This window comes from Methanosarcina sediminis (assembly GCF_052056915.1).
In the GTDB taxonomy this organism is placed as follows: domain Archaea; phylum Halobacteriota; class Methanosarcinia; order Methanosarcinales; family Methanosarcinaceae; genus MTP4.
The window spans coordinates 812,583-833,479 of sequence record NZ_CP195119.1 but is presented as its reverse complement, the minus strand read 5'-3'; the positions used below and the strand labels follow the sequence as shown (position 1 = coordinate 833,479).

The following is a 20,897-nucleotide window of genomic DNA, read 5'->3' as shown; positions in this document are numbered from 1 at the left end:
GCTGGAATATATTTCCTGTGCTTCCGGTTAAAAGTAATGTTTTTTCGGGATCTGGAATATATTCCGGAGAGCTGTTTCCTTTTCAGGGCTCTTCTACGGTTATGGTAACGTCCATCCTACCCTGCCCGAGGACGCTGAAGTTATAGGTGCCAGCTTCTTCAAAGGTATAAGGGTAGCTGCGCCTGTATACCAGGTTTTTATTCTCAAAAAGTCCTTCTTCGCTGACCAGGGTGAAGAGTCTGTCCTGGAAATTAATCCAAGCAACGGTATCTCCTTCCTCGATCACAAGGCTTGAAGGGGAAGCTCTGAAGTTCTCTATTCTTACGGTGTAAGTTTTTGTACTAGTTTCAGGACTTATGATTGTTGGTCCCTCGGAAGCATCTTCCTCTTCAGGAGCTTCCTCTTCAGAAGTTTCGTTTTCTTCTGGTGTTACTTCTTCTTCAGGAATCATTTCCTCTTCAGAAGTTTCGTTTTCTTCTGGTGTTATTTCTTCTTCAGGAATCATTTCCTCTTCAGAAGTTTCGTTTTCTTCAGGAGCCACTTCCTCTTCAGGGATTTCTTCTTCCTCAGCAGGCTGTTCGTCTCCCACACATCCTGAAAGGAGCACGGCGCTTAATACGAGGAGCAAAACAATGATCTTTGCTTTCATCAATAAATTCCCCACGTCTATTTTATATGGAAATTCCGGGAGCTTGACTCTTGTCCGGAATTTTTTTGTCTTTTCTGTTTCTATTTGTTTTGAGGTTGCTTGAATGAATTTTCAGGTTTTGAGGTTGCTTTGATATTCTTATTTCAACCGACCTTTTCTTTTTTTGATATCGGTGTATGATATAAGGTCCGGTATAAGGTTTGGTATGAAGTCTGATAAGGTTTGGTATAAAATATGGTTAAGGTATGATATAAGTTATGTAAGTGCATTTGAAATGCTCTTATACATAAATATGCTTAAAGTACATAATTCATAATTCAAGTATATAAGAGATATTTTATGGTGGAATTCCGGATTTTGCTTTCCGGAACTAGATTTTTAGCTCTCTTTTCTACTTTTTACATGCCGCTTACATAACTCCATAAGAACAGTGCGGCAACCCCTGTGAGGGTTATCAGCCCGAAAACTGTCTTTGAAATGGAGTACAGTTCGTTTGAGCCGGATATCTTGCTGAGCAGGATCTTGTTTACCGTGCTGATCAGGCTTGCCAGCACGGCCGTGTTTGCTGCGGTCATGTATGAGATGTTCCCGCTTACGGCAAGCAGGGTGATGGATACGATTACCCCCGAGCTGCTGACAAAAGCCCCAAGGGCGGTTGCGTAGATCCCGGCAGTGCCTGCCACTTCATTGGCGGTGCTGCCTATGATAAGGATCAGGGTGAAAGCGGCTCCGAACTTGAAAGCAGGGCCAAGGGAAAAAGGAGACTTGATCTCAAGGGTTTCCGCGCCGATCGGGCAGAGGTTTTTGTTCTTCCTGAGCACAAAGAGGGCTGAGAGGAGGATTACTGCAAGCTGGGGCGGTAACATTAAAAGGGTTGTCTTCCCGCTCGGGTCAACTATGAACGCCACTACCAGGTTCCGGATAAGCATTGAGGTGTTGCAGAGCAATATTCCGACAAGTACGGGTTCTGCCATCCCGGAACTTTTTTTTGAGATCCCGGCAAGGGCTCCGGTGGTAGCTTCGCTGTTCACGAATCCTCCTAGAAAACCGGAATAACAGAGCCCTTTTTTTGCCCCGAATTTTCTCAGGAGCACGTAGCTCAGGAAACTTATCAGGGATACCAGGACAACGATCAGGATTGCGGTTTTCAGGTCTACAAGCCCAAAAATCTTTTTTTCAGGCATCACGGGGTAAAGGATGAAAGCCACTGCCAGGAACTGCATGGCATTCAGGAGCTCCTCTTTTGTCAGGTTCCCGGCAAACTCGTGAAGGGGTTTTTTCTGTATCAGGAGGAAGCTTACCACGACTGCGGACACAATTGCAAAGAGGCCGTACCCGTACCCCACAAGCACTCCCTGGATGAAAATGAAGAAAAGGGTGATTGGACTGGTCACTCCTATCCTCTGGTACATGGTGATTTTGGTGTAGGTGATTATGCAGCAGACTGCCGCAAAGAAAAGCGCAGCTATGTACACGATTCCTGATCCAGTTGAGGCTGTCAGGAGGGCGGTAAGCATCCCTGTAATGCAGGTTATACTGTAGGTCCTTACTCCTGCAAAGATCTCGTGAGTCTGGCTGCGGTGTTCCCTTTCGATCCCGATCAGTATCCCTATAAGGAAAGCTATGGCCAATTTTTGAAGGAAATCGATAAAAACCGGGTCAAACCCAAACTCCTGGATTACGTCCGTCGTTCAACCTCAGAAAATTCCATATGTAATGTTTGGAATTTAATTTACTTTAAACATTCCCTTTTGATATTTCCACAAAGGATAAAGGGGGAAATCCAGGAAGAAACAGGAGATAAATTAAACAAAAAAGTATCCCTGAAAGCCCGGCCGACATTCCGGCAAACGGGGGTCAGGGATTTGGGATTGAAGTAGGTTCAGACTTCTATAAGCTCAACTTCTATGGGTTTGTCTTCTTCGGCTTCCTCAATGGTTATCAGGGCACAGGAGCCCTTGCAGGCTTCTCCGGGGTTCACCACTGTGGTTCTTCCGACCTTTTCCATACCTTTGGCTTCGTGGATATGCCCGCAGACTATAAGGTCTACCCTTTCAAGGAACTTCCGGATGGCAGTACTGCCCACGTGCCCGCAGGGGATTTCGTCGCAGGTTCCCTGAGGTGGGGCATGGGTCAGGAGCACGACCTTCCCGCAGTTCCCGGCGGCTTCTGCGGAGCAGACCATTCCTTCAAGGGTGCTCTCGATTTCTTCTTCCGGAATTTCGAAGGGGGTGTTGAAGGGGGTGGGGTTCGAGCCTCCGAGTCCGATGAATCGGATTTTTCCGATCTGTTTGGCTTTTCCGTGGAGGTTGGTCGCCTTTGAGGCGTCCAGGGCTTCCAGAATGCTCTTCTGGTCACAGTTCCCTGGAATTGCAAGCACGGGTTTGTCGAACATTTCCATGAGTTCCTCGACCTTCTCATCGGGGCCGAAATTGGTCAGGTCTCCTACGATGACTGCCAGGTCGAAGTCTCCTGCCCGTTCCATGATTGCCTTTATCTTCGAATAGTCCCCGTGGGGGTCGGAAATTGCGAGTATCTTCATCCTTATCCCTTTCTGGATCTTGATTTTTTAATTATTATAACTGTTCTCGGTGTGTTTTATTCATCCAGTCTGATTCTTTCCCGTCTGATTTTTTTTCCAGTCTGATTTATTTATTCCAGTCTGATTTATTTTTTCCAGTATGACCTTATCCGGGCTATGCCAGTGAACATGCATACATCTTTTATATCCCTTACGTAAATATAGTGCCTCCATGCGCGATATCGTTATCATAGGGCACAAGGCAATGACAAGCGGAGATTTTCCCTTAAACGACCTTCCGGGTTCGGCGGGCCGGATGGACATCCTCTGCCGCTGTGTGAGTTCTGCCCTCTTTCTCTCTTTCGGGATGCGAAGAGACGTAAATGTACACCTGCTCCTCCTAGGGGAACCCGATCCCGGGAAAATCGTGCGCTTCGACGGCATGACCCTGAGGTACCTGAACCCGGACGAGCGCAGTAGCGGCTCTTTAATCCAGAAAGCCCTCAAAAAGGAGGCTTCTGAGTATGAGGTCCGGTCCACACCAGGTGTCTGGGTCCGTAGGGGTGACCTGAAAACCCTGCTGGAACAATTTAAGGGGCGCACCCTGCTCTACCTCCGGGAAGACGGGGCAGATATAAAAGAAGTTGCCCGGGAAATTACGGATCCTGTTTTTATCCTCGGAGACCACACCGGGGTCACCGAAGAAGAGGAAGTGGAAATCCTTGGGGCAGGAGCGAAAATTATCTCCGTGGGTCCTATTTCCCTGCACTCCAATCACTGCATAACCCTTATCCACAATGAACTTGACAGGCTGGAAGCTGAAGTCGAGCCTGCCGTTGAGAGCGAATGTGAAGCAGACAGGGTTGAAAATTAAGTTGCAGCCGATTGGGTTGAACCCAGGGTTTCAGCTTGAAGGGCTGAAACTGAAGCAGGCGGGTCCTGGGAGTGAAAACTCCCATAAAGCCTGTTTTTTCGGAAGCCGAATAAAAAACGTTATATCACAGTTCCCTGTATCAGGATAGACGCTTACCTGAATATTTACCCCTTATCTTTAATTCCACCTATTCACCGATCATCTTTCGATCAATCTTTCGATCAATCTTTCAATCAATCTTTCAATCAATCTTTCAATCAATCTTTCAATTATCTTTCAATCAATCTTTCAATCAATCTTTCAATCATCTTTCAATCATCTTTCAATCATTTACCAATCATTTATCATGTTACTCATTTCCCTGCTATCCCGAAAGACCTCTCAAGAATGTGAAACCAAATGGATGTACTGGAAATTTCAAAAAAGATACTTCAGGAAGGCCCTGTATGTGACCACTGTATGGGCCGCCAGTTTGCAAAATTATCCACAGGCCTCAGCAATATGGAGCGGGGTCAGGCTGTTAAGCTGACCCTTGCCCTGGAAGGGGACCGTGTCTATAAAACTGAAAACGACGACACCCTTCTCAGGGAACTTGCTTCATGCAGTGCTTACGCAAGAAAGACGCTAGGAATCGAAGGTGAGGATGAGCAGTGTTGTGTCTGCCTTGACCTGTTCCGGAAACTGGACACCTGGGCCGATGAAGCGGTCAGGCAGCTTGAAGGCATTGATTATTCTACTTTCCTTGTGGGTACGAAGGTGAGCGGGCTTCTGAGTGAAAACGAAGAAATCCTCTGGGCCGAGACCGGGACCTCTTATGCCGAGCAGCTGAAGACCGAAGTCAACCGGGAGGTCGGGAAGCTGATCTCTGGAAAGGTAGGAAAGGACGTTGATTTCCAAAACCCGGACATAGTGATTACCCTTGACCTTACAAAGGAGGAGCTGGAGCTTCAGGTCAGGTCTGTGTATGTCTACGGCAGGTACAGGAAAATGGTCCGCGGCATCCCCCAGACCCGCTGGCCCTGCCGGAAATGTCGGGGAAAAGGCTGCGAGATCTGCAATTTCACGGGTAAGCAGTACCCCGAATCCGTGGACGAACTGATCAAGGACCCTGTGGTGGAAGCTTTCCAGGCTGTGGATACGGCTTTCCACGGTTCGGGCAGGGAGGATATCGACGCCCTGATGCTCGGGAGCGGAAGGCCTTTTGTGGTGGAAGCAAAATCCCCGAAAAAACGCTCGGCAGACCTTGAGAAACTGATGGCGGAGATTAACGAGCAGGCAGCAGGAAAAGTCGAGGTAAGGGACCTGAAATTCGTTGCAAAGGGCATGATTGAAACCCTGAAAAACTCAAAGGCGGATAAAGCTTATAAGCTTAAAGTTACATTTAAAGAGCCTGTTTCAGAGGAAAAGCTTAAATCCTGCCTCGAAACTCTAAGTGGCACTGAGATAGCTCAGCAAACCCCCACGCGTGTTGCGCACCGAAGGGCCGATCTGATCCGGAAAAGGCGCGTGCATGAAATGGAACTTAAAGAGCTTACCGATTCCGGCTATGCTTTTATCACGGTGCACTGCGAAGGCGGGCTCTACGTGAAAGAGCTGGTCTCAGGGGACGAGGGCAGGACAAACCCAAGCCTCAGCGGGCTTTTAGGATTCCCTGCGCATGTGGAAGAGCTTGACGTAATCAACGTCGATATCTGAACCCGACCAGGTGTCTGAATCAAGTTTATATCTGACTCCGGCTTTATAGCCGAATCAGATTCATATCTGAATAGGACCTGCATCCGACCAAATTTTTCCGGTATGGCAGGTTTATTTAAATAATATTTATCTTATTAGATAGAAGATCTTATTAGAGAGAATTGACATTAACCGAGCATTCTAAAGGAGGAACATGCGATGACAAATTCCCACGGTGAGAAACGTTGCACAAGGTACAAGTTAAAAAAGACAATTCGTGAGAGAGGAATTTCCCCTGTAATCAAGGTAATCCAGAAGTTCGAAGAAGGGCAGATGGTCCACATCGATATTGACCCGAGTGTCCAGAAGGGCATGCCCAATGCCAAGTTTCAGGGTTCTACCGGCAAGATTGTCGGGCAGCGCGGAAGAGCATATCTGCTCCAGGTCCGCAGCGGCAACGCTATGAAGGAAGTTCTGTCCCTGCCTCAGCACCTGAAACCGCAGAAATACAATTAAGCACAGTGTAGATGTTAGGTTTCATATAACCTAACCCACTTTTATCCCCTGCCGTTTACCTGTAGCATTTTTGCGTAGCGTTTAAGCTCCCTACTTAGCAGTTTTAAAGATAATAGCACAATCTTTGAGTGGTTTTTTCAGGTAGGAAGCCTTCAGGATAGGAAACGGATCTGTGCAAAAAAATATTTTCAAGAGGGGATGTGCCAGAGTTGCTTTTGAAAATATCAGGCTTCAGCTTATTCAGAATCATCTGTAATTGAAGATATGGAGACATTTGATGTCCGTTGACATTTGATGTCCAGATACATTGTAGTTCCAGATATATTGGATGTCCAGAGACATCTATAATTATATATCGTTTGTCAAACATACAAATGACTTATCTCCGGATGGTCGAATTAGTCGACAGGTTGAAGCTTAAGAAAAGTTAACAGGTGGAAATTAATAGCAGCTTATTAGGGGCAGGACAGAAAATAAATCGAAGTAGATTGCCCTGAAAAGCGGTAACTACCTGAAATTCTAGCCCAACAAGAGTGTATTCCAATGATAGTTAAGGAAGTCCTGAATGAAGAGTTATTGACGCTGGCTGAAGTCAAGGAAATGCTGTCCGAGATCGCGGACGAGCGCAGAGAGAGAAATCTGGAAGTGGCATACGAGTTCCGAAAAGCCCTGCACCACGCGGAGGTGTTTGCAAAAACCACTTCTGAAAAATCCAGGGGGCTGGTCAACAAGTTGCTTGAACTTGAAAAAATGAAGCCTGTTATCGCGGTCCGGATTGCAGATCTCATGCCACAGTCCAGGGATGAACTCAGGGCTGTTTACGCTAAAGAAAAGTATACCCTCAGCAATGAGGAACTGGACCAGATACTCGAGTTAGTAGCCGAGGCAATGGATTGAATTAGGGGCAGGGAATAAGAGAAATAGAATAGAATAAGCTATATAGAAGTTTTCATCTTGTTATTCATGAGGGTAGTCCTGGATACCTGGGAAAATTTACTTAAGTCTCTGGGAACATCTTGACCTGAGGAATTATCCTGAAGGTTAAGGAATCCCCCTGACCGGAGGATATCTGCATAGCTCGGGTAATCATTTAATACCGGGGAATCTGACATCACCGGGGGATTGTATAGGTTGCCTGAAGGCTGGAGAATTCTCCATCCGGAAGACGATCATTAAAAGTTGGGAATATCCCGGTCATGCAGTAAAGGAATATTCTATAAGAGGAATGTTTCCATAAGGGGAATATTTCCATAAGGGGAATATTCTGTTCATGTTATGATAAGTTGGGAATCTTCCGAGACCATAGATAGCCGGGAGTATCCCGGTTGTAAATACGTTCTGGGGTTAATTTATATATAGGATGGGTGCTGATGAGAGACGAAAAATCACAATCAGGTGGACCGCAAAAGGGCAGAAATTCCACTGGTAAATCTTTTTCTGACAGACGTTCGGCAGGTAGGCCTCACCCTGAAAGAGGCTCTCGCTCATCAGGTCCTCGGTCTTCCGGGAAAGGCGGGGAGAATTCCGGTGAAAGGGAAGAATACGTATGGGTGCTTGATTACCTCCCTTACGGGAAAGCAGTGGATGCAAGGTCCTTGTCCCAGAAAAAGCCTCTGGTCCAGGCGGTTGGCGACAAGAAGTTCACCCTGATGGAGCTTGTCCCCAAGAACGGCGTGATCCCGGAAATCCAGGCAAGGGTCTACATCGGATCCGGCGACCGGGATACCATCGACCACGTAAAGCAGCGCATCGGCTACCCCGACCTGACCCACGGTGCAAACCTTGAACTCCCGTACATCCTTGAAGCCTGTGTCCGGCACCAGGAAGAGAGATTCGTAAAGTTCTTCAATGAAGCTCATTCCATCACCACCCGCCTTCACATGCTCGAACTCCTTCCGGGTATCGGGAAAAAGCTTATGTGGTCTATCATCGATGAGCACAAGAAAGGGGATTTTAAGAGTTTCCAGGATATCCACGAGAGGATCCCGAGTCTTCATGACCCGGCAAAGGTCATAGCTCACAGGATCGAAGAAGAACTCAAGGACGACTTTATCAAGTACAGGCTCTTTACTACTCCGCCGCGCCGCCAGAGGCCGGCATGAGGGGGATCTTTTGAAGGCCCTCTTAGCTTTTATTCCTTTTTTAGATCGATTTTATTCAGCCAATCCGTTATTTCGTGCAGATAATACGCTATCTTATTCACTCTACTCGCTATCTTATTCAGTCTATCCGTTATTTCGATCAGTCAATCAGCTATCATATTCAATTTATCCATTCAGGAGTTTTCATCTTTGGTTCGTTCTATTCTAAGGAAATACCGCATAAAAGGCGGCGTCTTCGACCAGCACTTCCTGATCGATGCCGGTTACCTCGACCGGATTGTTGCGGCCGCCGAACTGACCTCCGAGGACACGGTACTCGAGATCGGGGCCGGCATCGGGAACCTTACCGAAAGGCTTGCAAGAAAGGCGAAAAAAGTTATCGCAATCGAACTTGACCCTGCCCTTGTAGCAGTCCTCCATGACCGCTTCGATTCCGTGGAAAACATCGAGATCATCCCCGGCGACGCCCTGAAGCTCGACTTCCCCGAGTTCGACAAGGTCGTCTCGAACCTCCCCTACTCTATCTCCTCGGAAATCACTTTCAAGCTCCTTCACCGGAACTTCAAAACGGGCATCCTCATGTACCAGTACGAGTTCGCAAAACGCATGGTTTCTCCCCCTAACTGCAAGGACTACTCCCGCCTTACGGTCGACACCCAATACTTTGCCGAGGCCTCAATCCTCATGAAGGTCCCGAAAGACGCCTTCCAGCCCGCTCCTGAAGTCGACTCTGCCGTGATCAAACTGGTCCCCCGCCCGGCTCCCTTCGAAGTCCGGGATGAGGCCTTTTTCCTGGAGTTCGTGGCAGCCGTCTTCAGCCAGCGGCGAAAGAAACTGCGGAACTCCATTCTTAACACAAATCACCTCCTTAAAATCCCTGAGGTCAAGGAAATCGTAAACCAGCTCCCTGAAGAGTTCATGGGCAAACGGGCCGAAAACCTGACTCCCGGGGAACTTGCGGAAGTCGCAAACATGATCCTTGATCTGAAATCAGATCTGAAATCTGCCTGAAATTCGAGCTTAAATCCTGCTTAAATTCTGCTTAAATCCTTATCTGAAACCTGAACCTGAGAATACATGGTGGAAATCGAATATAAAAATGCCCGGGTAAAGCTCGGGGAAACCGATCTCGTCTACGAACCTGCCGAAGACTCTTTTTTACTTGCCGATGCCGCCCTTGAGGAGGCAGAGCCCGGCATGCGCGTCCTGGAAGTCGGAGCAGGAAGCGGTTTTGTATCTGCCGTGCTCCGGGCAAACCTCGAAAACGTCAGGATAATTGCAACAGAAATCAACCCCCATGCAGCCCGTTGTGCTAAGGAAAACGGAGTCGAGGTCATCCGCACCGATCTTTTCAGGGGAATTGAACCCCGGAGCCCGAAAACCCGCTTTGACCTGATCCTTTTCAACCCCCCCTATCTCCCGACCTCGGAAAAGGAAAAATTGTCCGGCTGGCTTAATTACGCTTTTGACGGTGGGGCAAGTGGGAGGGAGACCCTGGACAGGTTTTTGGACAAGGTGAGTTTTTACCTCAGGCCGGGAGGGAAAATTCTGGTGCTCATCTCTTCGATAACGGGAGTTGAGGCTGTGCAGGAAAAGATGGAAGGGCTCGGATTTGCTGTGGATATTGTAGGGAGGACAAAGGTTTCTTTTGAGGAGCTGGTAGTTGTCAGGGGGAGGCTTTCGTGATATTTCAAACTTTAGTGATATTTCAGACAAATGTTTTTCAGAGTTCGTTTCTCCCCGGGCTCGAAGTTGTCGGCTTTTTCAGTCCCTTTAGCCTTCCGGCTGCTTGCTCCGAAACCTTTACAAGAACGTAATTTATTTTATCAGTTAAAAGCGCGACCTGAAACGCTCCATCCAGTCCTTTTAATTGCTTTTCCAGGCCCTCATTTTCCTCTTCAAGTATCTCCAGCTCATTTTCCAGCTCCTGCAGGGCCTCGAAAATAGCATTCTTTTCCCGTTTTGCATCGTTATATTCCAGTATGAATTCTCTGAACTTTTCATCTATGCTTTCCAGGCAGGCCCGGTATTCCCTGATGGTCCGGAGCAGGTCTTCGGGCAAACCTTCAACATCCTTTATTTTTTCGGCTCTTGTGATGTATTCTTCGAACGGGCTTTCTTCCGGACCTGAGAGTTCGATTGCGGGATTGAGCATTTCCCTGATTTCCGCACTCACAGCTCCAGACCGGATCATTTGTTCCTTCCGGACGATGATTTTTACTTTTTCCCGGATTTCGGTGCGGGCTTCTTTGAACTCTACTGAGAATTCGGTTTTCAACTGTCTAAGTAAAATGTTTTTCTCTTCGAGTTCCGATAATTCACCCTCTTTTTTTTCCTGAATTTCAAGGGTCTCTCCCTCATTTTTTTCCCATTGAGCTTCCAGCTCCTCAATCTTTATCGACCGCAGCGTGAGCACTACCAGGTACAGAAGCCCACATGAAAAGAAAAGGATATACACAATCGATATGGTGGAAAAGGTCCATACCCAGTGAAAATAGCTTAGTGAGGGAAAGAGCTTTGCAAGTATGTGGAGCTGGCTTACGGGTTTTCCCCCGTTCATTATGTAAAGAATGTACGCATTATAAGCCATGTCAAAAAAAGCGGTGACAGATAATGCCGTAAAATGAATGAGTACTTTTCTGATCCCTTCCCCATTTTTATCCAGACGCCTGACCGAGGGGATCGTAAAAGCAACGAGGACCGTGTACATCGTCCCGACTACGGCGAGGAAGATGGCGGGGAGTGTGTGGGCACTATCCATACTTAGTAATTAGGTTCTAAATATATTAATTTTTAGGGGGTGCGAGATTAAAAAATAACTTAAGTGGTAATAATTCCGGAATATTATAATATAGAAATCTGGTTTTTATAAAAAATATATCTCCGGAATCCAATCTCTTTTACTCGCTGGCTTTTGGTTTATGGAAAACTGTTTCCCCTTAGCGTCCGAGTTTTACTGACTCACTTTTGGGTTTTTATCCCGGTGATTTTTACTCTCTTTGTGCGCGTTTTTCCGGACTATCTCAATGTCCGGTCAATTTCATTTTGTGATTGGTAGTTACCACTATCATATTCAGGATATCCGAGTTTTTTGTTGAAATGGAAGTTATCAATTATTCCATCTTCATAGTTCTCCCAGTCGCTGTTTTCATAATCTGACCGGTCTTCTGCGGTAGAACTCGCATCATCAAGAAGTTCTTCCCATCCGGCGCTTGCGGTTGGGATGTCTATAATTAATAAGAAAAGTAATGTCAGTATAGCTTTAGTATATCCCAAAATAACCCCCCTTCCAGGTATTTTTCATTAATTATTCATATTATATTATAATTTTCAGTATTCTTTTCATTATATAGAAACATCTTTCATATCTTCTCGTCTCCTCCACTAAATTTTCAAGATTAAAAGTGCTGAAATATCCCGTTCAGAATCTTGCTCACAGCAGTCTCTCTACGGAAACTGTTTATGGAAACCGGTTCAAAAAAAGTATTCTTCTCCGGGGTAAATGAGAAAATCCCTGTATTTTGGAGTTTTAAAAAGAAGGAAATTGAGCTACACCAATATTTGTAGCTGCAAAAAATAAATATAGCGTTGTATCCTCTGGATTTTGAGTAAAAATATCTTCAGGTGAGCTCCTCACTCAGTGGTTCACCGTTTGATTGATTATATTCTCGTCCAGGTCCGGGAATTCACTGTTCAGGATTTCTCTGACCCTTTTGATATAGGCTTTTTCTATCATGTAGGGGTCTTTGATCGAATCTGCGAGTTTCAGGGGCCTGTCTTTAAGAGCTCCGAGGGTGCCTTTTTCAGCTTTGCGGGAATAGACCAGCGCTCCTCCTTCAAAGAGTGTTATGACAAATTTCTGGATTGCTTTTCTGGAGATCTTCCGGCTTGAACCCATTCTGGAATAGAGGTGATCGGTTACGCTCTGCATGGAGTGTTCGGCGTCCCCTCTGTAATGTTTGTAGATGTTTCTGCATAGGGCAGACCTCCGGCTGTTTGCTTTCTGGTACTTCAGGGTTTTGAGGTACTTTTTAGCTTTCTGGGTTGCGTCTACACTGGTGGTCTTTATATCTCCGGCATCGACCAGGTGGACTTCGTAAACGCCTTTTTCGTTGCGGGTTATCCTCTCTACGAGGTCGCCTTCAAGAGATTCCACGTATTTCTTAAAGGAGGAAAATCCAAATTTTTTTTCCGAAAAGGAGGGGTCTATGCGTTTCAGGCCAACCTTGAGGTTCGACATCAGGACCGGCTCTTCGTCCGACCGGTTCTTTATATACCGGATCATAACATCCCTGCCGGCGGCATCTATGCTTTTGCTCCCTGTTCCGTAGGCCTCTTCTTCCTCCTCTTCCCCCTCTTCTTCTTCTTCTTCTTCTTCTTCTTCTTCTTCGCCGATTTCCTGCGGACCTATCATCTCGGATTCCGTTTCCGTTTCCGTTTCCGTTTCCGGTTCTCCCAGTAGTTCGTTAAGGGACTTGAATTCCGTGCAGTTGCTCTTGACGAGGCTGCCTACTGAGTGGTCAAAGCCGACCACGAGAACGCTCTTGCCCCTTGCCCGAATCTTTTGCAGGAGGGGGATGAAATCCGTATCTCCTGACCCTATTACAATCATGTCGATGGATGGAAACAGTTCAAGGTTCTCCATCACGTCCACCGCCAGGCGGACATCCACGCCGTTCTTTCCCTGGGCTGAGGTCAAGGGAAGGTGGACCAGTTCAAACCCGTTGTTAAGCAGGGCTCTTTCATACTGGCTGAAATGGTAAGGCTGCCAGTTAGCATAAGCTCTCTTTATGGAGATGTTACCTCTGCTTGCTGCAAAATCCACTATAGGCCCCAGCGAAAGGGGCTTTTCCTTGGAAATGTACACTTCCTCGGAAGAAATCACAAGGTTTTCAAAATCGAGATAAATAGCTATGTTGTTATCTTTGTTCTCAGTCAAATCAAAACTCCCCTCAAGGCAAATCTCACATGGCTTAATTCTGTGGAAAGCCGAAAGGACCAGAAGAACCCCTGCCTCCCTTATATCACTATTCTTCTTTCAAGCAGATTAATATTTAAAATTATTCCAGAAGGATCTTCAAAATGAAAATCAATCACCTCAAAAACAAATTCCCGGATCTATTGCAAAAGCAAAAATAAAATAAGTGAGATATAAATATCGGATAGTAACGTAATATAGAATAAAACCCAAAAAGTATGAGCACCATGACTTCCTCAACCACGAACACTTCTTCAATCACGAAAACTTCCTCAATAACGAAAATGAATCCGGACCCGAAATTTCTTATAGGTGTCGAAGCCCCCGCTGACAGGCAGGAGCCTGCGCTCTGGTTTGCATTTCGGGGTCGGGACATTCTTCTCAAAGTGAAGAAAAACCCGACAGCTGTCCCGAAGCTACAGGACTTCGGAGAGCTCGGGCTTTCGGCTGTCAGGGAACAGTACATGGGTACGCTTGAAGGGCTCCACTGCTATTCCGTGGAACTTGAAGAGGGTGTAGAGGCTCCGGAAGGAATGGAATTTCTGGACCTCAGGCAGGCACATGCGAAGCTCAGTGAAAGGTGCTTTTCGCTCGTGAACAAGGCGGTCCAGGTTATGGAATGGGACAGGGTCAACCAGTTTTGCAGCCGCTGCGGGACAGGAACTCTCCCTATGGCCGGGGAAAGGGGAAAGAAATGCCCCAACTGCGGGGAACTTTTCTACCCCAGGATCTCGCCTGCGGTAATCGTGCTCATCAAAAAAGGAAAGGAAATCCTGCTTGCCAGGTCCCCGAATTTCCCTCCCGCTCTCTACGGCCTGGTCGCAGGCTTCGTCGAACCCGGGGAATCGGCAGAGTCTGCCGTTGTCCGGGAAATCAGAGAGGAAGTCGGAATTGAAGTCAGAAACATCACCTATTTCGGGACTCAGGCCTGGCCGTTTCCAAACTCCCTGATGATCGGGTTCACCGCGGAATACGAATCCGGAGAAATCCGGCCAGACGGTGTGGAGATCGAGGATGCTGGCTGGTTCCCGGCTGAGAAACTTCCGGTCCTGCCCGGGAAAATCAGTATCTCAAGAAAGCTAATCGATTATTTCCTGCAAGAAGAAGGGTTGGATAAATAAGATCAGACATTGTGGGGGTATCGCTCTGGAGCAGGGGCTGCTTTTTTGCTTTCAGAGCTTGAGGCGGAGGAGGACGTTGTTGTATTTCTTTCTGCTCCTTTTTCTTTTTCATTTTCAGGAAAAAGCCGGCCGCCTTTGGCGCCCGGTGAGAGTCCCGGCTTCCTATTGGGTTCAGAATATGGTTTCCTTGTTTTTTGATATTATGTGGATGGAAAATGCCTCCTTGTTTTTGATACTATGTGGATGGAAAACGCCTCCTTTTTTTGATATTATGTGGATGAAATAGCTTTCCCGGTTTTTGGAAAGCGCAATGCCTAAAAGGAAACAGGACTTTCTTGATTACGTAGTTTAAGGATAAAACAAGGACAAATCCAGGATAAAATAGAACTAAAATGGATATAAGAAGAATAAAAGGTCATAAAAGAAACATCAAATTAATCTTTTTCATAAGGAGGGACTCATACGGCAAGTAAGGTATATTTCGCAGACTTAAGGGCGCAAAACCCCAATGATAACAAAATCAGCAAGATCCAGAGGCTTTTTGATGAAGCGGGGTTTGTCGAACTCCTGGGGGTAGACGACCTGACGGCAATCAAGATCCATTTCGGGGAGTATGGAAATGATGGGTATATCAACCCTGTCTTTGTCCGGCAGGTGGTTGATAAAGTAAAAGCAGCCGGAGCAAAACCTTTTGTCACGGACACGAATACCCTCTACTCGGGGAGCCGGCACAATGCGGTTGACCACCTGACAACGGCAATCGAGCACGGGTTTGATTACTCCGTGGTCCGGGCTCCGCTGATCATTTCCGACGGGCTGAAGAGCCAGAACATAGCGGAGGTCGAAATTAGGCAAAAGCATTTCAAGTCCGTGAAAATCGGGTCCGATATCGTGGCAGCCGATTCCATGGTCGTGATGTCGCACTTCAAGGGGCACATCGTGGCAGGTTTTGGAGGGGCGATCAAGAACCTGGCAATGGGCTGTGCCCCTGCTGCAGGCAAAAAGGACCAGCACTACCCGACAAGTCCTCACGTGGTTGAAGAAAGGTGCATAGCTTGCGGGAAATGCGTGGAAATCTGCCCTGTGGGTGCCGCTTCAATCGAGGGAGATTCCTCGAAGCTCGGCCCTTCCATCTGCATAAGCTGCGGGCAGTGCATGGAAGTCTGCCCTGAAGACGCCATTGACCTTGACTGGGAAAACGATATCCCCGAATTCCTGGAGTGCCTGACAGAATACGCTTACGGGGCTGTAAAGGATAAGCAGGGCAGAGTTGGGTACATCAACTTCCTGCTCAAAATAACTCCCGACTGCGACTGCGTACCCTGGAGTGATGCCCCTATCGTGCCTGATATAGGGATTCTTGCCTCTATGGATCCGGTTGCCCTGGATCAGGCAAGCTACGACCTCGTGAACAAACAGGTCGGATTCAAGGGCTCTTCCCTGCAGTGCAACCACGAAGCTGGAGCTGACAAGTTTAAAGGGGCCTGGCCAAAAGTCGACGGGACCCACCAGCTCGAATACGGGGAAAAGATCGGGCTTGGTGGCCGGGATTATGAACTGGTTGAGATTTGAATGGGGTGTCTTTCAGGCTTCTCCCCTTCAATATTTTACCATTAAGCAGAATATTGAACAAAATTTCAATTTTTGAACGTTTTTTCAGGATTTATTTGGTTTATGGATGTTTTTTCAGGATTTTTGTGACTTGTGAACATTTCTCAGGAAATTAGCTATTAATCCGTTAAGAACCATCATCTGTACAGGGTCTTTCCATGATTCATGAGGCAATGTTTTACGAAAAACTCAGGGACAAGAAGGTCCGCTGCTCCCTCTGCGCCCACCGGTGCAAAATAGCTCCCGGAAAAAGGGGTATCTGCGGAGTCCGGGAAAACTGCGAAGGCAGCCTTTTTTCCCTTGTCTACGGAACCGTCTCAAGCGAAGGGGTGGAGCATATCGAAAAAAAACCGCTTTTTCACTTCTACCCGGGATCTTTTGCGTACTCGGTCGGGACTATAGGCTGCAATTTCCGCTGTAAGCACTGCCAGAACTGGACTCTTTCCCAGGTTCCTCTGGAAGAAGCTTATACCTCAAGCCTCAGTCCGCAGCAGCTTGTCCAGCAGGCAAAGATGGCAGGGTGCCAGTCGGTTTCCTTTACTTACAATGAACCTACAGTCTGGTACGAGTACACTTATGATGGGGCGAAACTGGCAAAGGAAGCAGGACTTATGACCAGCTACGTTACAAACGGCTACATTAGCCCCGAAGCCCTTGAAAAAATAGCCCCATACCTTGACGCCTTTAGTGTGGACATCAAGGCTTTTACCGAAGAGTTCTACAGGGATATCTGCAGTGCAAAACTTGCTCCTGTGCTCGAAATAGCGCTTCTTGCAAAAAAACTTGGGATCCACGTGGAGGTTGTTAACCTTATCATTCCTACCCACAACGATTCGCCTGACGAGATCCGGGAACTCTCCCGCTGGGTCCACAAAAACCTGGGGGAAGATACCCCGCTTCATTTTAACCGTTTTTATCCCCATTATATGATGAAAGACCTGCCCCGGACCCCTGTGGGGACCCTCGAACTGGCGCGTTCGATTGCTATCAAAGAAGGAATGCGTTTTGTCTACGTGGGTAATGTAGCCGGACACCCGTATGAGAATACTTATTGTCCCGAATGCGGCACTCTCCTGATTGACAGGAGTTTCATGGAGGTCCAGGAATATAATATAACGCCTGAAAATACCTGCCCTAAATGCGGGGAGTTGATTCCGATTGTCGGAGAATATCCGGGGCTTTCAAAAGCTTAATGAAAAAAAATAACAACCGGAAAAATAATAACCCTGAACTGAAGGAAAAATAATAACCCTGAACTGAAGGAAACATAATAACCCTGAACTGAAGGAAACATAATAACCCTGAACCGAAGGAAAAATAATAACCCTGAACTGAAGGAAACATAATAACCCTGAACTGAAGGAAACATAATAACCCTGAACTGAAGGAAACATAATAACCCTGAACTGAACCGGAATTTTTCTCTATCAGGCCGTTTGTTTTTCTCATTTTTGCGGAGATTTTCCTTCAATTTCCTTCTTTTGTGAAATTGATATTGAATTCAGTTCCTTTATCCCTTTTGAGTTCGATGCAGCCTTCTATCTGTTCCACTAGAATGTTCACAAGCTGGAGCCCGAGGGACTCCGTATTCCTGAAATCGATTTCTTCAGGAAAGCCTTTCCCATTATCGGCTATACTCAAAGTAAACTGCAGGTCCTTTTCACCTTCTATTTCGTAATTCTCCGGTCCGAAAAGGCTTATCCGGATTTCTCCTTCTTTTTCTTCAGGGAAGGCGTGCTTAAGGGAGTTCGAAACAAGCTCGTTTACAATAATTCCCAGGGGAATGGCAGTATCCATTTCCATATAAATCGGCTCAATGTTCAGTTTCAGGCTAACGTTCTCATTTCCTATGCTATAAGACCTGAGGAGTTCCGAAGTCAGCTTCCGAAGATAAGCCGCAAAATCAAGGGTTTCCATGTTTTTTCCCTTGTAAAGTTCTTCATGAATAAGGGACATGGAAACTACGCGGTTCTGGCTTTCTCTAAACGCTTCAAGGGTTTCCTTATCGCTGAACTTTTCCGCCTGGAGGCTAAGCAATGATGAGATCACCTGAAGGTTATTCTTAATTCTGTGGTGGATTTCCTTTATTCGGGCCTCCTCAGTCCTGGTAAGGGTTTCTTCAGCCATTTTACGCCGGGTGATATCATGAATAAAGCCCTGGAATTTTCCGGAGATTCCGGAGTCTCCGGGGATGACCTGAATGAGTTCCCTTACCCATCTTATCTCCCCGTCTCTGTTCCGTATCCTGTATTCCAGCTCGAGGGCGGAATCGGGTTTTGAATTTGCCTTTTTCAGGTTTTCAATAAGCAATGGTCGGTCTTCAGGTAAGACTATTCCCGCCCACTTTACCTCCCCGGAAATGAAGCTCTTTTTACTGTATCCCGTAATCTCTTCCATAGCCCCTTCAATGAATACCGGAGCACCTTTCTCGTCAAGCCGAAAGCCGATCATTCCCTGGAGGTTTTGCACTAATGAGCTGCATTGTCCTGTTTTAGCCTGAACTTCCTCCACGGAAAGTTCACCGGAGGTTGTGGGTTTCTCTACTCCAAGCATCCTGTAGATTCGGCCCTGGTCGTCCTTAAGAAAAATGGTTTCTCTCCTCAGGGCTTCTTCCCGAAATTTAAGTTCCCTGAAAAGAAGGCTGCAGGGCTCGTCAAAGCCTGTTTTCACAATCGCTACATAGATCAGGTAAAAAGACAGAACATTAAAAGTGTGCCCTATAAAGTTGAAAACCTCTTCTGTGTATGTGTGGTGGGTAAGGGCCACTTCCGCGAAGATGGACAATACTATGGCTGCCGTAAGTATCCTGAAAACATGTTTTTCGAACCAGTCTCTTTTTTGATACAGGAGAACCAGTGAACCGATAAACAGGAATGAGATTATATATTCGCTGAAAATTTTAAAATGAGTGAGCCCTACCCCCTTTATGTAACAATCCGGGAAGTTCCCAAAGTGGAAAATTAAGATAAGAAGAGCGGTCGTAATTATGGCATATAAGAGGAATACTTTCCGGGCAAACCGGTCATTTCCATTAGTTTTTTTGTATCCATTTTCATCCTCTACAAAACCTGTCAAAAGCAGGGGAGCCACAAAAAAGGAGGCGCTTTCCAGGTACCTTATAGCTATCCAGAGTTGTGCAGGCAGATTTGCCCCATATCCGGGAAACACGCCTATCTGTTCATATGCTAATGAACGCAAAAAACCAAGACATGCTATGAAAAAAAGTACTGTCCCGATAAATGTAAGGTATCGGTTTTCCGAAACAACTTTCGATTTCCATACTATTATGAAAACCATGAAAGCTATTATGACGTTAAACTGGTTTACCACAATGCGAAAGAGCAGGTAGTTATTAAGGCTGATCGTGTAGAGCATACCTGTTCCTATCAGGAATAACCCCAGCTCAATAAGAGATGGCTTAAGGGTCCTGTTGAAGTTTATCTGCTCATATCGCATCTTAAATTGTATTTATTTACTGTAGTATAAAGTATTTTTGAACTTATATATATCGACTATCTATAATTAAGAATGAACACCCTCTTTTTAAAAAACAATCGGATCACAATTCACCATGTCAGTAATCGAAGCCCGGCTAATATGAACTTTTTCTCGTAGTATATTTCCCTTTAAACGCCTGCATACAGCGTTGATATCAAAGTTTTTAACGGAGAATCCTATAGTATGTCGCAGGTGCAAGGCTTGCTCTCAGGTTTTTGAATCTTCCATCCTTTCAAAAAAGTCCGGTTTCCCTGTGAAAATAATGCCCCGGGTCAAAATGCAGATCAAAAATCTGTAAATGCGCAAAAATATGGTTGTTCTGCATTATTCGGTTGCTATCATTAAGAAAAAAAGAAGTCTGAAGAAGAGAGAAGGTAAAACATAAAAGCAGCCTGAAAAACTGGACAGAGTGAATAAAGGAATAAATACAGTCTATAAATATTGTTTTTTCATATCTCTTTATTGCTTCTTTATTACTTCTTTTATATCCCCTTATCACTTCTTTTTTGTGAGGGCCGCCAGGCAAGCTGGCGGAGGCATTTTTTAACAATCGAATTGAAATACGGTTTTCGGGGCCATTGAAACATTTCTCTGACCAGGTGAACGTTCCTCGAGTTTGCAAAAGCAAGGAAGATGCAATTTTGGCAATTTTGGAACAACATCAACCGAGTAACGAGGAAGCACCAAAAACGTTGATGAAAAAAAATTACGTAAAAACATTTTGAGATCTTATATGTACAATTTTACTTGATTTAATGGCAAATCTATTTTTTAAAAAGTTACATATAGCATGTATTCCCTGTTAATATATGAACTAATATTATCCAACTTTACTGGAGATGCTGGTGCATGAATGTTTGGGAATATGATATAAAAGCGGTTAGGTACAGTGATCTATCGAAAACAAAAGAAGACCTTAATAACCTTGGAATAGATGGCTGGGAACTGATCAAGTTCGCTGACGAAATGGATGAGAATGGTGTAATAAGGGCTGTTTTCAAGCGACCTGTTGATTATGTCGACACAGCATTCTGAAACTATTTTTTATAATTTCTATTCCTTTTACTTTGTCCTCATTCCTTTTAATCTGATTTTCGATCCTTTAACTTTGTATCCTGCTTTTTGACCTTGATTTCGATCTTTTAACCTATCTTTTAACCTATCTTTTAACTTTGTATCCGCTTTTTGGCTTTGTATCCCGCTTTTTGACCTTGATCTCTATTTTTTGACCTATACTCTCTTTGTATCCGCTCTTTAACTTTGTATCCTGCTTTTTGGCTTTGGTTCCCACCTCTTTTGACCCCAATTCTCTTATATTTCGATTTGTCTTCTATAAGGTTTTTATGACTTTTT

General features: G+C 45.8%; 20 protein-coding genes. 12 read left to right on the top strand and 8 right to left on the bottom strand.

What is annotated here, in order from left to right; translation table 11 throughout:
* Positions 1 to 82: 82 nt before the first annotated feature.
* The 3 genes from ACSAZK_RS03460 to ACSAZK_RS03450 all read right to left on the bottom strand — a co-directional run bounded on the left by ACSAZK_RS03460 (position 83) and on the right by ACSAZK_RS03450 (position 3,191).
* Positions 83 to 649 (bottom strand): hypothetical protein, encoded by a 567-nt coding sequence (locus ACSAZK_RS03460; RefSeq protein ID WP_440956023.1) that lies wholly within the window; start codon positions 647 to 649, stop codon positions 83 to 85.
* A 398-nt stretch (positions 650 to 1,047) separates the two neighbouring features.
* Entirely contained in the window at positions 1,048 to 2,280 is a 1,233-nt protein-coding gene (locus tag ACSAZK_RS03455) for an MgtC/SapB family protein (RefSeq protein WP_440956022.1), read from the bottom strand.
* A 251-nt stretch (positions 2,281 to 2,531) separates the two neighbouring features.
* A complete protein-coding gene (locus ACSAZK_RS03450) occupies positions 2,532 to 3,191 on the bottom strand; it encodes a metallophosphoesterase (protein ID WP_440956021.1) in 660 nt (219 codons plus the stop codon).
* A gap of 211 nt (positions 3,192 to 3,402) precedes the next feature.
* On the opposite strand from ACSAZK_RS03450, the gene trmY reads away from it, so the two are divergent.
* The 7 genes from trmY to ACSAZK_RS03415 all read left to right on the top strand — a co-directional run bounded on the left by trmY (position 3,403) and on the right by ACSAZK_RS03415 (position 10,022).
* Positions 3,403 to 4,044, top strand: a complete 642-nt coding sequence (trmY, locus tag ACSAZK_RS03445; protein ID WP_440956020.1) for a tRNA (pseudouridine(54)-N(1))-methyltransferase TrmY — start codon at positions 3,403 to 3,405, stop codon at positions 4,042 to 4,044.
* A 399-nt stretch (positions 4,045 to 4,443) separates the two neighbouring features.
* Positions 4,444 to 5,739, top strand: a complete 1,296-nt coding sequence (locus ACSAZK_RS03440; protein WP_440956019.1) for a tRNA pseudouridine(54/55) synthase Pus10 — start codon at positions 4,444 to 4,446, stop codon at positions 5,737 to 5,739.
* A 198-nt stretch (positions 5,740 to 5,937) separates the two neighbouring features.
* Complete coding sequence (locus ACSAZK_RS03435) at positions 5,938 to 6,234, top strand: 50S ribosomal protein L21e (RefSeq protein ID WP_440956018.1); 297 nt, start codon at positions 5,938 to 5,940, stop codon at positions 6,232 to 6,234.
* Positions 6,235 to 6,777: 543 nt separating this feature from the next.
* Positions 6,778 to 7,131 (top strand): RNA polymerase Rpb4 family protein, encoded by a 354-nt coding sequence (locus ACSAZK_RS03430; protein WP_048179300.1) that lies wholly within the window; start codon positions 6,778 to 6,780, stop codon positions 7,129 to 7,131.
* A gap of 473 nt (positions 7,132 to 7,604) precedes the next feature.
* Entirely contained in the window at positions 7,605 to 8,336 is a 732-nt protein-coding gene (locus tag ACSAZK_RS03425) for a DUF655 domain-containing protein (RefSeq protein WP_440956017.1), read from the top strand.
* A 189-nt stretch (positions 8,337 to 8,525) separates the two neighbouring features.
* Positions 8,526 to 9,347 (top strand): 16S rRNA (adenine(1518)-N(6)/adenine(1519)-N(6))-dimethyltransferase RsmA, encoded by an 822-nt coding sequence (gene rsmA, locus ACSAZK_RS03420; protein ID WP_440956016.1) that lies wholly within the window; start codon positions 8,526 to 8,528, stop codon positions 9,345 to 9,347.
* A 66-nt stretch (positions 9,348 to 9,413) separates the two neighbouring features.
* Positions 9,414 to 10,022, top strand: a complete 609-nt coding sequence (locus tag ACSAZK_RS03415) for a HemK2/MTQ2 family protein methyltransferase (protein WP_440956015.1) — start codon at positions 9,414 to 9,416, stop codon at positions 10,020 to 10,022.
* 37 nt (positions 10,023 to 10,059) lie between these two features.
* Here ACSAZK_RS03415 and ACSAZK_RS03410 read toward each other — a convergent pair whose 3' ends face one another.
* From ACSAZK_RS03410 to ACSAZK_RS03400, 3 genes are all read right to left on the bottom strand, one after another.
* Positions 10,060 to 11,097 (bottom strand): hypothetical protein, encoded by a 1,038-nt coding sequence (locus ACSAZK_RS03410; RefSeq protein WP_440956014.1) that lies wholly within the window; start codon positions 11,095 to 11,097, stop codon positions 10,060 to 10,062.
* Positions 11,098 to 11,354: 257 nt separating this feature from the next.
* Entirely contained in the window at positions 11,355 to 11,612 is a 258-nt protein-coding gene (locus ACSAZK_RS03405) for a hypothetical protein (protein WP_440956013.1), read from the bottom strand.
* Between the two features lie 361 nt (positions 11,613 to 11,973).
* On the bottom strand, positions 11,974 to 13,275 hold the full coding sequence (locus ACSAZK_RS03400) for an NYN domain-containing protein (RefSeq protein WP_440956012.1): 1,302 nt from the start codon (positions 13,273 to 13,275) through the stop codon (positions 11,974 to 11,976).
* 266 nt (positions 13,276 to 13,541) lie between these two features.
* On the opposite strand from ACSAZK_RS03400, the gene nudC reads away from it, so the two are divergent.
* The 4 genes from nudC (at position 13,542) to amrS (ending at position 17,239) form a co-directional block, all read left to right on the top strand.
* Positions 13,542 to 14,435 (top strand): NAD(+) diphosphatase, encoded by an 894-nt coding sequence (gene nudC / locus ACSAZK_RS03395; RefSeq protein ID WP_440956011.1) that lies wholly within the window; start codon positions 13,542 to 13,544, stop codon positions 14,433 to 14,435.
* 45 nt (positions 14,436 to 14,480) lie between these two features.
* Positions 14,481 to 14,633 carry a hypothetical protein gene (locus ACSAZK_RS03390; RefSeq protein ID WP_156153800.1) on the top strand — a complete coding sequence of 51 codons (153 nt, stop codon included), beginning with the start codon at positions 14,481 to 14,483 and terminating at the stop codon, positions 14,631 to 14,633.
* Positions 14,634 to 14,954: 321 nt separating this feature from the next.
* Positions 14,955 to 16,007, top strand: a complete 1,053-nt coding sequence (locus tag ACSAZK_RS03385; RefSeq protein WP_440957093.1) for a DUF362 domain-containing protein — start codon at positions 14,955 to 14,957, stop codon at positions 16,005 to 16,007.
* Positions 16,008 to 16,204: 197 nt separating this feature from the next.
* Positions 16,205 to 17,239, top strand: coding sequence for an AmmeMemoRadiSam system radical SAM enzyme (gene amrS / locus ACSAZK_RS03380; protein WP_440956010.1), 1,035 nt, complete (start codon positions 16,205 to 16,207; stop codon positions 17,237 to 17,239).
* A gap of 274 nt (positions 17,240 to 17,513) precedes the next feature.
* Here amrS and ACSAZK_RS03375 read toward each other — a convergent pair whose 3' ends face one another.
* Positions 17,514 to 19,502, bottom strand: coding sequence for an MASE3 domain-containing protein (locus ACSAZK_RS03375; protein WP_440956009.1), 1,989 nt, complete (start codon positions 19,500 to 19,502; stop codon positions 17,514 to 17,516).
* 891 nt (positions 19,503 to 20,393) lie between these two features.
* On the opposite strand from ACSAZK_RS03375, the gene ACSAZK_RS03370 reads away from it, so the two are divergent.
* Positions 20,394 to 20,579, top strand: coding sequence for a hypothetical protein (locus tag ACSAZK_RS03370; RefSeq protein WP_440956008.1), 186 nt, complete (start codon positions 20,394 to 20,396; stop codon positions 20,577 to 20,579).
* A gap of 124 nt (positions 20,580 to 20,703) precedes the next feature.
* On the opposite strand, the gene ACSAZK_RS03365 is transcribed toward ACSAZK_RS03370, so the two are convergent.
* Entirely contained in the window at positions 20,704 to 20,850 is a 147-nt protein-coding gene (locus tag ACSAZK_RS03365) for a hypothetical protein (protein WP_440956007.1), read from the bottom strand.
* Positions 20,851 to 20,897 lie beyond the last annotated feature (47 nt).

Coding starts and splice junctions, on each gene's coding strand:
- nudC (WP_440956011.1), top strand. CDS start 13,542: ATGACTTCCTCAACCACGAACACTTCTTCAATCACGAAAACTTCCTCA.
- ACSAZK_RS03450 (WP_440956021.1), bottom strand. CDS start 3,191: ATGAAGATACTCGCAATTTCCGACCCCCACGGGGACTATTCGAAGATA.
- ACSAZK_RS03435 (WP_440956018.1), top strand. CDS start 5,938: ATGACAAATTCCCACGGTGAGAAACGTTGCACAAGGTACAAGTTAAAA.
- ACSAZK_RS03375 (WP_440956009.1), bottom strand. CDS start 19,502: ATGCGATATGAGCAGATAAACTTCAACAGGACCCTTAAGCCATCTCTT.
- ACSAZK_RS03370 (WP_440956008.1), top strand. CDS start 20,394: ATGAATGTTTGGGAATATGATATAAAAGCGGTTAGGTACAGTGATCTA.
- amrS (WP_440956010.1), top strand. CDS start 16,205: ATGATTCATGAGGCAATGTTTTACGAAAAACTCAGGGACAAGAAGGTC.
- ACSAZK_RS03430 (WP_048179300.1), top strand. CDS start 6,778: ATGATAGTTAAGGAAGTCCTGAATGAAGAGTTATTGACGCTGGCTGAA.
- ACSAZK_RS03415 (WP_440956015.1), top strand. CDS start 9,414: ATGGTGGAAATCGAATATAAAAATGCCCGGGTAAAGCTCGGGGAAACC.
- ACSAZK_RS03410 (WP_440956014.1), bottom strand. CDS start 11,097: ATGGATAGTGCCCACACACTCCCCGCCATCTTCCTCGCCGTAGTCGGG.
- trmY (WP_440956020.1), top strand. CDS start 3,403: ATGCGCGATATCGTTATCATAGGGCACAAGGCAATGACAAGCGGAGAT.
- ACSAZK_RS03460 (WP_440956023.1), bottom strand. CDS start 649: ATGAAAGCAAAGATCATTGTTTTGCTCCTCGTATTAAGCGCCGTGCTC.
- ACSAZK_RS03425 (WP_440956017.1), top strand. CDS start 7,605: ATGAGAGACGAAAAATCACAATCAGGTGGACCGCAAAAGGGCAGAAAT.
- ACSAZK_RS03440 (WP_440956019.1), top strand. CDS start 4,444: ATGGATGTACTGGAAATTTCAAAAAAGATACTTCAGGAAGGCCCTGTA.